The 14,867-nt window shown below is 70.9% G+C and carries 15 protein-coding genes; 3 read left to right on the top strand and 12 right to left on the bottom strand.

Features of this window, described 5'->3' with window-relative positions:
- The first annotated feature begins 48 nt into the window (after positions 1 to 48).
- The gene (gene nudC, locus GGR66_RS18160) at positions 49 to 978 is read left to right on the top strand and encodes an NAD(+) diphosphatase (RefSeq protein ID WP_160966451.1); all 930 of its coding nucleotides are present in this window, start codon (positions 49 to 51) and stop codon (positions 976 to 978) included.
- A 52-nt stretch (positions 979 to 1,030) separates the two neighbouring features.
- Entirely contained in the window at positions 1,031 to 1,927 is an 897-nt protein-coding gene (locus tag GGR66_RS18155) for a hypothetical protein (RefSeq protein WP_160966453.1), read from the top strand.
- A gap of 73 nt (positions 1,928 to 2,000) precedes the next feature.
- Here the strand turns inward: GGR66_RS18155 and GGR66_RS18150 are convergent, their stop codons facing one another.
- The 8 genes from GGR66_RS18150 to GGR66_RS18115 all read right to left on the bottom strand — a co-directional run bounded on the left by GGR66_RS18150 (position 2,001) and on the right by GGR66_RS18115 (position 7,954).
- Positions 2,001 to 2,408, bottom strand: coding sequence for a DUF2752 domain-containing protein (locus GGR66_RS18150; protein WP_160966455.1), 408 nt, complete (start codon positions 2,406 to 2,408; stop codon positions 2,001 to 2,003).
- Between the two features lie 5 nt (positions 2,409 to 2,413).
- Positions 2,414 to 2,764 carry a CD225/dispanin family protein gene (locus GGR66_RS18145; protein WP_160966457.1) on the bottom strand — a complete coding sequence of 117 codons (351 nt, stop codon included), beginning with the start codon at positions 2,762 to 2,764 and terminating at the stop codon, positions 2,414 to 2,416.
- A gap of 76 nt (positions 2,765 to 2,840) precedes the next feature.
- Entirely contained in the window at positions 2,841 to 3,263 is a 423-nt protein-coding gene (locus tag GGR66_RS18140; RefSeq protein WP_184449621.1) for a DUF2752 domain-containing protein, read from the bottom strand.
- Between the two features lie 59 nt (positions 3,264 to 3,322).
- Positions 3,323 to 3,604 (bottom strand): CD225/dispanin family protein, encoded by a 282-nt coding sequence (locus GGR66_RS18135; RefSeq protein WP_160966461.1) that lies wholly within the window; start codon positions 3,602 to 3,604, stop codon positions 3,323 to 3,325.
- Positions 3,605 to 3,650: 46 nt separating this feature from the next.
- Positions 3,651 to 3,950: a CD225/dispanin family protein gene (locus GGR66_RS18130; protein ID WP_160966463.1), complete on the bottom strand. Its 300-nt coding sequence runs from the start codon at positions 3,948 to 3,950 to the stop codon at positions 3,651 to 3,653.
- A gap of 94 nt (positions 3,951 to 4,044) precedes the next feature.
- Positions 4,045 to 5,967, bottom strand: a complete 1,923-nt coding sequence (locus GGR66_RS18125; protein ID WP_184449619.1) for an MFS transporter — start codon at positions 5,965 to 5,967, stop codon at positions 4,045 to 4,047.
- 27 nt (positions 5,968 to 5,994) lie between these two features.
- On the bottom strand, positions 5,995 to 6,939 hold the full coding sequence (locus GGR66_RS18120; RefSeq protein WP_184449617.1) for a LysR family transcriptional regulator: 945 nt from the start codon (positions 6,937 to 6,939) through the stop codon (positions 5,995 to 5,997).
- 88 nt (positions 6,940 to 7,027) lie between these two features.
- Complete coding sequence (locus GGR66_RS18115) at positions 7,028 to 7,954, bottom strand: hypothetical protein (RefSeq protein WP_184449614.1); 927 nt, start codon at positions 7,952 to 7,954, stop codon at positions 7,028 to 7,030.
- Between the two features lie 218 nt (positions 7,955 to 8,172).
- Between GGR66_RS18115 and GGR66_RS18110 the strand changes: the two genes are divergently transcribed.
- Positions 8,173 to 9,384, top strand: a complete 1,212-nt coding sequence (locus tag GGR66_RS18110; RefSeq protein ID WP_184449611.1) for an MFS transporter — start codon at positions 8,173 to 8,175, stop codon at positions 9,382 to 9,384.
- Here GGR66_RS18110 and yccS read toward each other — a convergent pair.
- From yccS to GGR66_RS18090, 4 genes are all read right to left on the bottom strand, one after another.
- Positions 9,329 to 11,551, bottom strand: coding sequence for a YccS family putative transporter (yccS, locus tag GGR66_RS18105; RefSeq protein WP_160966563.1), 2,223 nt, complete (start codon positions 11,549 to 11,551; stop codon positions 9,329 to 9,331). The two genes, GGR66_RS18110 and yccS, sit on opposite strands and share 56 nt — an antisense overlap.
- A gap of 67 nt (positions 11,552 to 11,618) precedes the next feature.
- Complete coding sequence (locus tag GGR66_RS18100; RefSeq protein ID WP_184449609.1) at positions 11,619 to 12,296, bottom strand: uracil-DNA glycosylase family protein; 678 nt, start codon at positions 12,294 to 12,296, stop codon at positions 11,619 to 11,621.
- A gap of 367 nt (positions 12,297 to 12,663) precedes the next feature.
- Complete coding sequence (purD, locus tag GGR66_RS18095; RefSeq protein WP_184449606.1) at positions 12,664 to 13,953, bottom strand: phosphoribosylamine--glycine ligase; 1,290 nt, start codon at positions 13,951 to 13,953, stop codon at positions 12,664 to 12,666.
- A gap of 55 nt (positions 13,954 to 14,008) precedes the next feature.
- Complete coding sequence (locus GGR66_RS18090) at positions 14,009 to 14,866, bottom strand: hypothetical protein (protein ID WP_184449603.1); 858 nt, start codon at positions 14,864 to 14,866, stop codon at positions 14,009 to 14,011.
- Position 14,867 lies beyond the last annotated feature (1 nt).

The following is a 14,867-nucleotide window of genomic DNA, read 5'->3' as shown; positions in this document are numbered from 1 at the left end:
ACACGCTGCGGCTTGCGGGACGCACGGTTTGCCTGCACCCTGCGGCGCATGTCCGATCCGACGCCCGCTTCCTTCGCCTTCGCCGGTCCTGCGATCGACCGTGCCGATGCCGTGCGCAACGATCCAGCGGCATTGCGCCAGGCCTGGGAACAGGCCAGGGTGCTGGTGCTGGACGCCGATGGCCATGCGCATGCCGATGCCGACGCACGCCCGCTGATCGCCAGTACCGCCGCCCTGGGCGCGCTGGCCGAGCACGCGCTGTTTCTCGGCCTGGACCAGGGCCAGGCCTGGTTCGCGCTGGCCGCCGATGCCGTGCCGCAGTTGGCGCCGCCACTGCAGCGCATCGATCTGCGCCGCGCCGCGGCCGAATGGCCGGCGCTGGAGGCCGGCCTGTTCGCCTACGCCCGTGCAATGCTGCACTGGCAGTCGCGTACCCGCTTCTGTGGCGTGTGCGGCGGCACCATCGCCTTGCAGCGCGGCGGCTTCCTCGGCGTCTGCACGCAGTGCGCCAGCGAGCACTATCCGCGGGTGGACCCGGCGGTGATCGTCGCGGTCAGCGACGGCAGGCGCCTGCTGCTGGGGCGCCAGGCGAGCTGGCCGGCGCGGCGCTACTCGGTGATCGCCGGGTTCGTCGAGCCGGGCGAATCGCTGGAACAGACGGTGGCACGCGAGGTGGCCGAAGAGACCCAGGTGCGGGTGCGGCCCGGCAGTTGTCGCTACTACGGTGCGCAGCCGTGGCCGTTTCCCGGCGCGTTGATGCTCGGCTTCAGTGCGCAGGCGGAGGCGGACACGCCGCAGGTGGACGGTGAGCTGGAAGACGCGCGCTGGTTCGAGCGCGAGGACGTCGGCGCCGCGCTGGCGCGCCTGGCCGCGCACGGCGACAGCGCCGACGACGGCCATGGCCTGCGCCTGCCGCCGCGCATCTCCATCGCCCGCGCGCTGATCGAGGACTGGTACCGGCACGGCGCGCCGGCCTGACCGCGCCGGCGCGCTGCGCGCATCCGTTTCAGAACGGTCCCGGAGGACCTGCATGTTCACGACCCTCGTCGCTGTGATCGTCGCCCTGGTGCTGGGCCATGTCGCGCCCGGCATGGTGGCCTCGTTGCGCCGCTTCGACGCCTTCGGCGACTGGCTGAGCTGGCTGGACACGCACGCCGGCGAGGGCAGCGCCTGGCGCGGCCGCTACGGCATCGCGCTGGCGCTGCTGCCGCCGCTGCTGCTGGTCGGCCTGCTGCAGTGGCTGCTGGCGGCGCCGCATCTGGGCCTGCTGACCCTGTTGTTCGGGATCGCGGTGCTGGCCTTCAGCTGGGGACCGCGCGACCTGGACACCGACGTGGAGGCGATCATCGATGCCGACGACGCCAGCGCGCGGCGCCTGGCGGTGGCGCAGCTGCAGGCCGATGGCGGGCCGCTGCGTGAGGATCCGGCCGGACTGGTCGAGGCGGTGGCGGTCAGCGCGCTGCGGCGCTGGTTCGCGGTGCTGTTCTGGTTCCTGCTGCTGGGGCCGTTCGGCGCGTTGGGCTACCGGCTGCTGGCGCTGGCCGCGGTCGGCCCGTATGCGCCGCGGCTGCCGCCCGCGACCGCCGCCGGCGCGCGTCTGCTGCTGGCGGCGATGGAATGGCCGGTGGCGCACCTGATGACCTTCTCGCTGGCCCTGGTCGGCAATTTCGAGGCGGTGTTCGGCGCCTGGCGCGCCGCTGGCGGCAAGCGGTGGCAGCTGGACACCGGCTTCCTCGGGCCGGTGGCCTGCGCCAGCGTGCGCGGCGAACTCGATGCCGAGGCGCACGACTACAGCGATGCGGGCATGGTGGTCCCGGCGCTGCGGCGCCTGCCCGAACTGCGCGATGCGATGAGCCAGGTCTGGCGGGTGCTGCTGCTGTGGCTGGTGCTGCTGGCGCTGCTGGTGATCGCCGGCTGGGTCAGCTGAGGCGCGTGCCGAGGGCGCAGATGCGTAGGCGTAGGCCTGCGTCTGCCCCGCATCGCGAGGTGTTGCAGTCAGGCTAGTGCGGCGCCAGCAGGGTGAACGGGAACCACGGCAGGTTGCGCGCGATCCAGTAGCCCGGCAGCGCGACCAGCCAGAAGTTCGGCCGCGAGACCACGCCGACCACCGGGGCGAACCAGGCCGCGCGCCAGCCGGCTTTCCAGGCGATCAGCCCCGGCAGCAGCGCCAGGCCGAGCATCGCGCCAGGATTCATCGCAAACGCACCCACCGGGTCCAGGTGCACCAGCGCATGCAGCGCACGGGTCATGCCGCAGCCCGGGCAGTAGTAGCCGGTGAGCGCATGGAACATGCACGGCGCGAACGGGTTGTTCGCGGCATTGGGGTCGAAGCGGTACAACAGCGTGGCGCCGCCGGCCGCGAATGCGGCGGCGGCACCCAGGCACGCCCGTTGTTGCCAGGCGCGCATGCCGGTCAGCTCGCGTGCTGCATCTGCTGCATGTAGTCCATGTAGGTCTGCATGCCGCCGGTGGCGAACATGACCACGTTGATCAGCAGGCCGATGATGGCCAGCGCGGTGGTCACCCAGCACCAGGTCTTGGCGGTGTTGGAGGCGCGGCGCGCGCCCTCCAGGTCGCCCTGGTTGAGCAGGCCGTTGACCTTGCTGGAAAACACGATGGCGACGATGCCGGTGATCAGCGCCGGACAGCACAGGCAGAAGCCGAGCACGGTCGAAATGATCGCCCAGGCCAGGTGATTGGGAACCGGGCCGGGGACGCCGGAGGCGGGGGGCGGCGGAGGCGCGACGGGGCTGACGGTGCTCATGTGGATCTCCTTGATGGGTGGTGCACGGCAGTCGGGGAGTCTAGACGAGTCGCTGCGGTGCGGGTGTGGCGGGCCGTCAGTGCGGCGCAAGCAGGGTGAAGGGATACCAGGGCAGATTGCGCAGCAGCGCATAGCCGAGCAGCACCCACAGCCACAGTCGTGGGTCGGCGAGGATCTTCAGCAGCGGCGCCAGCGGGCGCAGGCGCAGGCCGGCGGCGTTGAGCGCCATGATCGCCAGCAGCGGCAGCGCCACCACCAGCAAGGGATTGCTGGTCCAGGCGTGGGCCAGGTCCAGATGCACCAGCGCGTGCAGGCAACGGGTACTGCCGCAGCCGGGGCAGTACAGGCCGGTGAGGGCACGGACCGGACAGCCGGGCAGCGGATTGCCGGGCACGTTGGGATCGATCCGGCGCAGCACCACGGTGGCGACCAATGCCGCGCCGCTCAGTGCGGCCAGCGGCAGCCAGCGGGGCAGGGACTGCAGGCGCGGCAGGGACATGGCAGGGAAGCGAGCGTGGGTGGCCGGCCGCCGTCGCCGGGCGACGGCGGCCGCGGTGCTCAGGACGCGGACGCCTGCTGCATCATGCCCAGGCCGCCCAGGGCGAAGAGGAAGATCATGTACAGCACCATCAGCACCACCGCAGTGATCGCCGAGTAGATCGCCCACTTCTTGGCCTTGTCCGCCGAATCGCGCGCGCCGGTCACGTCGCCCGCGGCGAGCTTGGTGTTGACCTGCGCGGCGTAGACGATGGACACGATGCCCAGCGGCAGGCAGCAGAACAGCGTGGTCAGGATCGCCCAGACGAGGTTGTTGGACACTTGCGGTGCGGTGGTGTTCATCCGTGTTGCTCCGGTGGTTGGGTGGTGAAACGGGAAACGCCCAGCGCTAGTGGCTGGTCAGGCTGCCGAGGAAGGCCAGGCCGCCGAACAGCAGGAACCACAGCGCGATCAGGATCGGTCCGGCAAGCGCGGACCACAGCGCCCACAGGCCGGCCTTGCGCGAGGCCTCGCGCGCACCGGCGATATCGCCGGCGGCGCGGCGGCCATCCACCTGCGAGGCATAGACGATGGAGACGATACCCAGCGGCAGGCAGCAGAACAGCGTGGACAGGATCGCCCAGACGAGATTGTTGGGCACATAGACGCCCGTCGCGTTGGGCGCTGGTGGTGGCACGACCTGGTTCACTGTGTTCGGTCCTTCGCAATGGACGCCACCGCTTGTGGCGCCTCCCCTGCGGCTAATTTACCCGAAGCGCGCGCTTGCGGCACCTGCGGCGCACTCAGGCGGCGTCGCCGCGCAGGCGCCGCACCTGCGCTTCCAGGGTCTCGGCGGTGGCCTGCGCGCCCGCCACCGGCGCGTCGGCGATCACCTCGACATGCGCGCGGAAGCGCCGCGGCACGCGCATGCGCCGCAGCCGCGAATCGCGCTTGCTCCACATGCTGGTCCACATGTTGCGCAAGGCCATCGGCACCACCGGCACCGCGCGCCGGGCCAGGATCTTCTCCACGCCGGATTTGAACGCGGCGATCTCGCCGTCCTTGGTCAGCGCGCCCTCGGGGAAGATGCACACCAGCTCGCCCTCGGCCAGTGCAGCGTCGATGGCGTCGAACGCGCGCTGCATCAGCTCGGGGTCTTCGCGCGCGCCGGCGATGGGAATCGCCTTGGCGGTGCGGAAGATCCAGCGCATCACCGGGATGTTGAAGATGCGGTAGTACATGACGAAGCGCACCGGCCGCGGGATCGCCGCCGCCAGTACCAGCGCGTCCATGTAGCTGACGTGGTTGCACACGATCAGCGCCGCGCCTTCCTCGGGCACGTGGCGCTCGACCCCGTGCAGGCGCAACCGGTACAGCGTGCGCACCATCACCCAGCTGAGGAAGCGCATCAGGAATTCAGGGACGATGCTGAAGATCCAGAGCGCCACCAGCGCGTTGGCGATGGCCAGCGCCAGGAACACCTGCGGGATGCTCAGCCCGGGCATCGCGACGCGCGTGCCGAACAGGTGCAGCTCCCGCATCTGCAGGACGATGCCGATCATCGCCGCCAGCACGATGAACAGCGAGTTCTGGATGTTGAGCCCGGCGATGACGCGCGACAGTTCCGCCTTCGGCGTGCGGCTCTGGATCAGCGCGAACAGCGGCACCACGAACAGGCCGGTGCACAGGCCGATGCCGACCAGGTCGAGCATGATCCGCCAGCTGCCGGCCTGGTGCACGAACTGGCCGATGCTCAGGCCGGTCTGCAGCGCGGCGCCGGGCCGGGCGAAGTACAGGTCGAGCATGAAAGCGCTGATGCCGAACGCGCCCAGCGGCACCAGGCCGATTTCCACGGTGCGCCCGGACAGCTTCTCGCACAGCAGCGAGCCGGTGCCGGTGCCGATCGAGAACAGCGCCAGGGCGAAGATGTACAGGTCCTGCGCGCCGCCCAGGTTGAGTTCGGCATAGGTCGGCAACTGCGCGGTGAGCACGGTGCCGACGAACCAGAACCAGGACACGCCGAGCACCGCGTTGCGTACCGCCAGCTGGCGCCGGGTCAAGCGCATGATCGCCAGCGACTCGGGCAGCGGGTTCCAGTTGATCTTCAGGTCCGGCGCGCCGGCGTCGACCTTGGGGATGCAGCGCGCCATCAGGTTGCCGGTGACCGCCAGCGCCACCACCGCGGTGGCCGCGGCCACCGGCCCGTGGCTGCCGGCGATCTGGAAGATCAGCCCGCCCAGGATCATGCCGCACAGGATCGAGATCGAGGTGCCCATCTCGACCAGGCCGTTGCCGCCGGTCAGTTCCTCTGGCTTGAGCACCGAGGGCAGGATCGAATACTTCACCGGCCCGAACAGGGTCGACTGCAGGCCGGTGCAGAACAGCGCCACCAGCAGCACCGCCATGTTCTCGGTCAGGAAGCCGACCGCGGCCAGCGACATGATCGCGATCTCCATCGTGGTGGTGATGACCACCAGCCGCGATTTCTCCAGCTTCTCGGCGATCTGCCCGGCCAGCGAGGAGAACAGGAAGTACGGCAGGATGAACAGCGCCGGCGCCAGGTTGGTGTACAGCGTGCGCTGCTCCGGGGTCACGCCCAGATAGAACAGCAGGCCGATGATCGCCTGCCGGTACACGTTGTCGTTGAAGGCGCCCAGCGCCTGGACCACGAAGAACGGCAGAAAGCGGCGTTGCCGCAACAGGGCGAACTGGCTGTGGGCGGACATGCAGGCTCCTTTGCGAACGCGCGCAGCCTAGCAGGTTCGCCGCGCGCGCAGGCGCGGCGCGCGGCGGCCGGCCTCGGCGCTGCCGGCCGCGGCCTGCAGTGCATCGCGCCGCGCACGCAGCAGGGCGATGAAGGCGCGCGCGGCCGGGGTCGGGTCCGGCCGCCACACGGCATAGGTGAGGAAGCGGAAGCGCTCGCGCAGCGCCACCGTGGCCACGCCGCGCATGCCGGTGGTCATGGTCTGCGGCACCACCGCCAGGCCCAGGTCTTCGGCCACCAGTTGCCGCTGCAGGTCGGCGTGGGTGACCTCGTACTGCAGGCGCTGGCGCAGGCCGGCGGCGGCGAAGGCGCGGTCGATGATGCCGCGTACGCCGGCGCCGGGGATCAGCCCGGCCATCGGCGCGTCCTCCAGTTCGCGCAGGGCCACCTCGCGGCGCGCGGCGAAACGGTGGCCGGGCGCGGCGATCAGCGCCAGCCCTTCCTCGTGCAGCAACAGGTGCTGCGGCGGCAGCGCCACATGCGGGCCGACCCCGACCAGGGCCACGTCGAGCCGGCCTTCGCTCAGTTCCAGCAGCAGCGCATCGCTCATGCCGGTGCGCAGGTGCACGTCCACCGCGCTGTGCGCTTCACGGAACTGGCGCAGCACGGCCGGCACCTGCACCGCATTCAACGAGGAGATCTGCCCGATCTGCAGGCGGCCGCGCACTGTGCCCAGGGTCTGCGCCATCTCTTCGTGCAGGCGCTCGGCTGCGCGCAGGGTGGCGCGGGCGTTGTGCAGGAACACCTCGCCGGCGGCGGTGGCGCGCACCTGCCGCGCACCGCGCTCGAACAGCCGCGCGCCCAGCGCCTGCTCGATCTTGGCGATCTGGTGGCTCAGCGCCGACTGCACGGTGTGGCAGCGGCGCGCGGCAGCGGTGAAGCTGCCTTCCTCGGCGACGGCCACGGCGAATTCGAGTTGGCGCAGGGTCAGCATGGCGTTGCCTGGCGTGCGCCGTGGCGACGCGGCAGCCGAGCAGTGGTGGCGCTGCATGCATGCAACGACGTTTGTCGCAGCGGCCGCCTCACGTCGCGCGCCCCAGCCGCTTGCGCCATTGCTGGCGAAGCCACAGGCGGATGTTGTAGCGGCGCTTGCGGCTCATGAACGGGTAGCGCAGGCTCAGGCCGAGCAGGCCGTGCAGCGTCTCGAGCCGCGGCGCACGCGCGGGCAGCACATCGCAGCGCACCGAGATGCGGTCGCAGCCGGCATCGTGGGTACGGTGGATGACATCGGCGCGCATGATCAGCAGGTCGCCGACCGCGAGTTGCGGCACCACCTTGTGCGCTTCCAGGTCGAAGCCGATCTTCCAGCCGGGACTGGCGTCGTGCAGGTCCTCGATCGCATACCAGTCGCCGATGGCGATGGCCTGCCCGGGAAAACGCAGCCGGAACCAGTCCAGCGTGTCGGCTTCCACGCAGCGGAAGCGCAGCGCGCCGCGGCCCTGGATGCGCCGGTGCAGCTGCGGATCCAGGCGCGCGACCACGTCGTCGGCGACGATGGCCACGTTGGCCAGGCCGGCATCGGGCTTGCGCACCGGCATGTAGCAGATCAGGTAGTTGCGATGGTCGCCATGCAGGAAATAGCTGAAGTGGTCCAGGTGCCAGTTGAGCGCGCCGCCCGGCGCGGTCTTCGGATCGCGGTGTTGGTCGAACGGCAGGCGCAGGCTCGGCGCGGCATGGCTTTCGCGGATGCGGATGGCGCAGTAGCCGAAGCGGTCGGCGGCGATCGCCAGGCCCATGGCCGCGGCCACGGGCGGCACGGTGGCGGCGATGCGCGCCTGGATCCGCTGCATGTCCGCCGCCGGCAGGTCGCCGATCACGCCGTCGTGGAACTTTTCGGCGCCTTCCAGGAAGCGCAACAGGCTGTCGGGAATGTCGCCTTCGCCCAGGAAGCCGCGGACCACTGCGTACCCGTGCTGGTGCAGCGCCTCGGCGATGTCGGTGCTGGGCATGGGACGCGTTCCTTCGAAGCGATGGCAGTCGGTGGGGCCGCTTTCCGGTCTGCAGGATTGCACGCGTCCGCAGCGGCAACCCGGCGAAGCGGCCCGGCTACCGGCCGCCGCGCTCACGCTATCTCAAAAGCAGATGGCAGTGGTGAAAAAAATGCGTTTGAAAGATCGCTACCGCCGCCACAGACTGCGCCCCTCCCCACGATTTCTGGTGTCCTTCCATGGAAACGACTTCGCACCCGCCGATGCGCCGCGGCCTGGTGTTGCTGATGGCCACCGCCACCGGCCTGGCGGTGGCCAGCAACTACTACGCGCAGCCGCTGCTGGAAGTGCTGGCGCAGACCTTCGCCATCGACGTGCGCCGCGCCGGTGCGGTGGTCACCACCGCGCAGCTGGCCTACGCGGTCGGCCTGCTGTTCCTGGTGCCGCTGGGCGACCGCTTCGAACGACGCAGCCTGATCGTCGGCCTGTACGCGCTCAGCGCGGTCGGCCTGCTGGTCAGCGCGATGGCGCACAGCTTCGCGCTGCTGCTGCTCGGCACCCTGATCACCGGCCTGAGTTCGGTGGCGGCGCAGATCCTGGTGCCGTTCGCCGCCACCCTGGCCGCGCCGCACGAGCGCGGCCGGGTCATCGGCACGGTGATGAGCGGCCTGCTGCTGGGCATCCTGCTGGCGCGCACGGCCTCCGGCCTGCTGGCCGGGATCGGCGGCTGGCACACCGTGTACTGGGTCGCAGCGGTGCTGATCCTGGTGGCTTCGGGCCTGCTGTGGCGCGGCCTGCCGCGGCACCCGGGCAACCCGCGGCTGTCCTATCCGCACCTGATCGGGTCGGTGCTGGCGCTGCTGCGCGACGAGCCGGTGCTGCGCGCGCGCTCGGTGCTGGGCGGGTTGTTGTTCGCCGGCTTCAGCATGTTCTGGACCACGCTGGCGTTTCTGCTGTCCGGCCCGGACTACCGCTACGGCACCGCGACCATCGGCCTGTTCGGGCTGATCGGCGCGGCCGGCGCGTTCGCCGCCAACCTCTCCGGCAAGCTGTCCGACCGCGGCGCCGGCCATCTGGTCGGCTGGGGCGGCCTGGTCATGCTGCTGCTGTCGTGGCTGTTGCTGCTCGGCGCGCCGCACTCGCTGTGGCTGCTGATCGCCGGGGTGGTGCTGCTGGACGTGGCGGTGCAGGGCGTGCACATCGGCAACCAGAGCGTGATCTATCAATTGGATCCGGCCGCGCGCAACCGCATCACCTCGGCCTACGTCACCTGCTACTTCATCGGCGGTGCGATCGGGTCCAGCCTCGGCACCGCGGCCTATGCCTACGCCGGTTGGCGCGGGGTGGCGATCGGCGGCGCGGCGCTGGCGGTGGCGGCGCTGCTGTGGATGGGCATCAGCGTGCGGCCGGCGCGGCAAGCGCCGGCGCCGGCGGCACCGTCGCGGCGGTGACCGCCTGCGCGGCGGCGCGCAGCTTGGGCAGCAGGCGCAGGGTCAGCGCGAGCTGATTGCGCACCAGCCGGCGCTTGGCCTCGTCGATGCCCTCCTCGCGCTCCAGCGCGTCGGCCAGCGCGGTCTCGGCCGCTTCGTCGGCGGCCGGCAGCGCGCGCCGCTCGGCCAGCGCGTCGGCCAGTGCGCCCAGCGCCTGCGGCAGGTAATCGCCGGCGCGGGCGATGTCCGGATCGGTCTCGCCGGCCAGCGCGGCACGGTGCGCGCCCAGCGCCGACAGATAGCCGAGCAGGGTGTTGGACAGGGCCAGGAAGCGGAAGCCGGCATCCAGGTTGCGGCGGTAGCGGCCGGGCTCGCGCAGCATGTTCGACAGCGCCACCGACAGCGCGGCGTCGGCGTTGTGCATGTCGCGGCGGGCGATGCGGTAGGGCAGGTCGTCGCGCATGCCGCTGCGGTACTGCTCCAGCACCTGCGCCAGGTAGCGCGCGCTGCTGGACAACACGGTTGCCAGCACCTGGTTGAGGCGGCGGCCCTGCCAGTCCGGCAGGATCAGGAACGAAGCGGCGGCGGCGATCGCGCAGCCGATCAGGGTGTCGAGCAGGCGCGGCCAGATCAGCATGAAGCCATCGCCGATCAGGTTGAAGCAGAACAGCGCCATCACCGTGATCGCCGCGGTGGCGAGCATGTAGCGGTCGGTGCGGGTGACGAAGAACACCAGGGTGCCGAGCAGGGCGAACAGCAGCTGCAGTTCGGTGCCGGGGAACAGCTGCATCAGCGCCCAGGCCGCGCCCAGGCCGATCAGGGTGCCGGCCATGCGCTGGACCAGGCGCAGGCGGGTGGCGCCGTAGTTGGGCCGGCACACGAAGGCGGTGGTCAGCAGGATCCAGTAGCCGTTGCTGGCGTGGATCGATTGCATGATGGCGTAGCCCACCACCAGCGCGATGGCCATGCGCAGACCGTGCCGGAACAGCACCGAGCCGGGCGTGAGTTGCTGGCCGAGGCGCCGCAGCATCTCGCGCAGGGTGTGCGGCGAGGAGTCGCGCAGGCGGGTGTCGAGGGTGTCGCTGGTGGTGTCCGACTGCGCGGCCTCGGCCAGGCGCCGCTCGATGCTGTGCAGGTTGGTGACCAGCAATTCCAGCGAACCGAGCAGCCGTGCCTGCCGTGGATCGGCGCGGGCGTGCAGGAAATCCAGCGACTCGCGCAGGTCGGTGGTGGCCTGCTGGGTCTGCTCGCCGTAGTCGAACGGCTGGCGCAGCCGGATCGCCTCGCCCAGCGCCGCGCAGGCCTTGCCCTGCAGGGCCAGCAGACGCTGGCAGCGGTACAGCACGTCGCTGTGGAAGAACGCGTCGGTCAGCGCCTCGTACGGATAGTGCGAGGAGCTGGCGCGCTCGTGAAAATCCTGCGCCATGTAGTACAGGCGGAAATACAGGCCCGATTGCACGCCGGGCCGGCCGGAGCGGCCGAAGCGGCTGATGATCGCGGTCTTGGCCGCGTTGAGTGCGGCCACCACCTGCGCGTTCTGCTCGGCCAGCGCCAGCCGCCGCGCGTGCAGGTCGCTCTGCCGCACCGGCTCGAACAGGGCCGCCTTGAGCCGCAGGTAGCGGCCCAGCTCCAGGTACAGCCGCGACAGCCGCTCGCGCACCGGCCGGTTGGCGAACAGCACCGTCCACAGCACCGACAGCACCGCGTACCAGCCGGCGCCGAGCAACAGGAGCGCCACGCCGTGCCAGGCGGTGCCGCCGACGTGGCCGTTCTGGGTGCCATGGTCCAGGCCGATCATCGCGTAGATCGCCAGCGCCACCGTGGCCTGGGCGATCGAGGCGTAGCGTTCGCCGAGCGCGCCGAGCAGGGTCAGGGCGAAGGTGGACAGCGCCAGGCCGGCAGCGAACGGCCACGGATACGGGAACAGCAGCACCACTGCGGCGGCGGCGGCGGCGAAACACAGCAGCGACAGCAGCACCGACTTGATCCGGCCTAGCCAGTTGTCGTCGGTCTCGGCGATGGCGCTGGCGATGGTGCCCAGGAAGAGCGCCGGCACCGCCTCCAATTGCTGCTGGTGCCAGCACACGCCCATCGCCACCGCCAGCGCGATGAACACGCGCAGCCCGTAGCTGGCCTTTTCGTGGGCCCACAGGCGGCTCAGGCGGGTTTCGATCGAGGGGGTCGGCACCGCGACACGATAACGCACCGTCGCTGTATGCGATCCCCCTCTAGAGGGCCCGTCTACGCGAGCGCGCTCAGACTTCCAGTTGTCGCAGGCGGGCGTCCAGCAGTGCCGGGAAACGTTTGTACCAGGTCTGGTTGAGCGGCGAGGGATGCGGCAGCGGATGCAGCACCACGCGGCGGGTGCGGCGGCCGTCGTCGCTGCGCAGCTCCACCTCGGTCTGCGCCTGGAAGCGGTCCTCGCGCGCCCAGAACGCGTCCAGCGCCGCACGCACCTCGCGCGGCTGGTCGATGCCGAACCACAGGAAGGCCTCGCGGCCGAGGGTGAGCACATCGCGGCCGCGCCACTGCTCGAGCAATAGGCGCCGCATCAGCGGATGGAAGCGCCGCTTCACCGGCATCGACCAGGCCTTGTTGCCCACCGGCTTGTACGGCACGGTGTTGAGCCAGAATGCGACGCGGCCGGCCTCGAGCCCGGCGGCGAAATCGGGCATCTCCGCCCCGTCGTGCAGGTGCCGGTACAGCGCCTTGCGCACCAGTTGGCCGCCACTGCCGACGAAAGGCTCGCCGTGCTCCACCTCGCTGCGGCCCGGGTCGCGGCCCAGGATGCACACCCGCGCGTCGCGGCGGCCAAGGCCGATGATGGGATCGAGCGGATCCTTGTCGCAGGCGGCGTAGGCCGCGGTGTCGATGCCGTCGGTCTGCGCGGCGAGCGCGCGGAAGCGGGTGCGGAGGGCAGGAGAGAGGGCCATGGGGTGTGTGCGAACCGGGGGAAGTTTCAGGCTAGCGCAAGGGCGATGCTGGCCGCGTGCGTGTTTCCACGTGCGCTCGACGTGCGCTCTTTGTGGGAGGGACTTCAGTCCAGACGAGGGGAAGTGTCAGTCGGCTTTGGGCTTCATGCGTCGCGGCTGAAGCCGCTCCCACAGGGAGTTGGTTAGGCATCCTTGTGGGAGGGACTTCAGTCCCGACGAGGGAGAGTGTCAGCCGGCTTTCGGCTTCGCTCGTCGCGGCTGAAGTCGCTCCCACAGAGGGTCTGGTGCGACATCGTGGACTGCCCAGCACGACCGGCTTCGTGGGCTGATGCTTCACTCCGATTCCCGATTCCCGATTCCCAGCCCCTTACGCCCCCTGCTCGCGCGCGATCGCACGCCAGCCGATGTCGCGGCGGTGGAATTCGCTGGCCCAGTGAATCTGCTCCACACCGGCGTACGCATGCCGCTGCGCCTCGGCCACGCTGTCGCCCAGCGCCGCCACGCACAGCACGCGGCCGCCGGCGCTGAGCACGCCGCCCTGCGCGTCCAGCGTGGTGCCGGCATGGAACACCTTGGCGTTGGCCGGCACCGCGTCCAGGCCGGTGATCGCTTCGCCGGTGACCGGGGTCTCCGGATACGGCGCCGCCGCCAGCACCACGCCCAGCGACGGGCGCGGATCCCACTGCGCTTCGGTTGCGTGCAGGCGTTCGTCGAGCGCGGCCTCGAGCAGGTCGAGCAAGTCCGACTGCAGGCGCAGCATCACCGGCTGCGTTTCCGGGTCACCGAAGCGCACGTTGAACTCGATCACCTTGGGCGCGCCGCTGGCGTCGATCATCAGCCCGGCGTAGAGGAAGCCGGTGAACGGCACGCCGTCGGCGCGCATGCCGCGCACGGTCGGCTCCACCACCTCGCGCATCACCCGCGCGTGCACCTCGGGCGTCACCACCGGCGCCGGCGAGTACGCGCCCATGCCGCCGGTGTTGGGGCCGGTGTCGCCGTCGCCGACGCGCTTGTGGTCCTGGCTGGTGGCCATCGGCAGCGCGGTGTGGCCGTCGACCATGGAAATGAAGCTGGCTTCCTCGCCGTCGAGGAATTCCTCGATCACCACGCGCGCACCGGCGTCGCCGAAGGAGTTGCCGGAGAGCATGTCGCGCACCGCGGCCTCGGCCTCCTCCAGCGACATCGCCACGATCACGCCCTTGCCGGCGGCCAGGCCGTCGGCCTTGATCACGATCGGCGCGCCCTTGTCGCGGACGTACGCCAGCGCGGGTTCGACCTCGGTGTGCACGGCGTAGAACGCGGTGGGAATACCGTGGCGCTGCAGGAAGTCCTTGGCGTAGGCCTTGCTGCCTTCCAGCTGCGCGGCGGCGGCGCTGGGGCCGAAGATGCGCAGCCCGGCGGCGCGGAAACGGTCGACCACGCCCAGCACCAGCGGCACTTCCGGGCCGACCACGGTCAGTGCCACGCCTTCGTCCTGGGCCAGCGCCAACAGCCCGTCGAGGTCGTTCACCTTGACCGGCACGTTGCGGCACTTGGCCTCGCCGGCGGTGCCGGCATTGCCGGGTGCCACCAGCACTTCGTCGACACGGGGGGACTGGGCCAGCTTCCAGGCCAGGGCGTGTTCGCGGCCGCCGGAGCCGATGACGAGCAGTTTCATCGCGGAGTTCCAGATTGCAGGGGAAAGGGAAGCGGGTGCACCGGGCGCGCACGCCTCACGTGCAGCCTTCGCGCTGCAGCGCCTCGGGGAAATGGTAGGTCCAGGTCTTCTGATCCAGCGCGAAACGGTGTTCGCGGTGCACCGGACGCTGGCCGCAGTCCGTGCCGGTTTCCTCGATCAGCAGCGGCCACACGCGGGCGGCATGGTCGCGGTCGTCGAAGCGCAGGGCGAAGTCGATGTTGAACTGGCCCGCCTTGCAGTCCGCCGCCGCATCGGCGTCGTCGCAGTCGGCGGCGCCGCCGTTGTCGATGTGGCTGCGCACGCTGCCGGCGTCGACCAGGCCCTTGGGGCCGGGCAGGATCAGGGTCTGCGATTGCAGCGCGTAGCCCTGGCCGAACCAGCCGTCCTCGACCCGGAACCCGTAGAAGTCGCTGCCGGCGCGGACGATGCCGACCTCGCCCGGCTGGCCCTGGCTGCCGTAGGTGCCGCCGGTGCGTTCGGCGGCGACGGCGAAGCCCTGGCCCTCGGGTCGCAGCACGTAGAAGTCGATGGTGCCCGGCTCCGGGTGGCCGGCATCGCGCAGCGCGCCGCACACCGCCAGCAACTGCTGCCAGCCGTCGCCGATGACCACCGGTTGTTCGGCGCAGATCTGCCAGTCCACCGCATGGCTAGCGCCGTCCTGGGTCCATTGCCCCGGCCAGTGTCCGGCGAGCGTCGCGGCGCTGCCGTAGCGTTGCTGCACGAATGCGAGCAGGCCCGCGGTGCGGCTGACGCGCGCTGGCGCGGCGGCGCTGGCGGGCGCTGCCGCAGGTGCCTTGCCTTGTGAGGGTGCCGGCGCCGGCGCGCAGCCGCCGAGTACGACGGCGCCGGCCAGGGCCAGCACGGCGAGCGGACACGGCGCGACAGCGGACATG

Source organism: Xanthomonas sp. 3498 (assembly GCF_014199795.1).
GTDB classification, from domain to species: domain Bacteria; phylum Pseudomonadota; class Gammaproteobacteria; order Xanthomonadales; family Xanthomonadaceae; genus Xanthomonas_A; species Xanthomonas_A rydalmerensis.
Note: the sequence above shows the minus strand (reverse complement) of the source record. Positions and strands in the feature narration are given on the sequence as shown.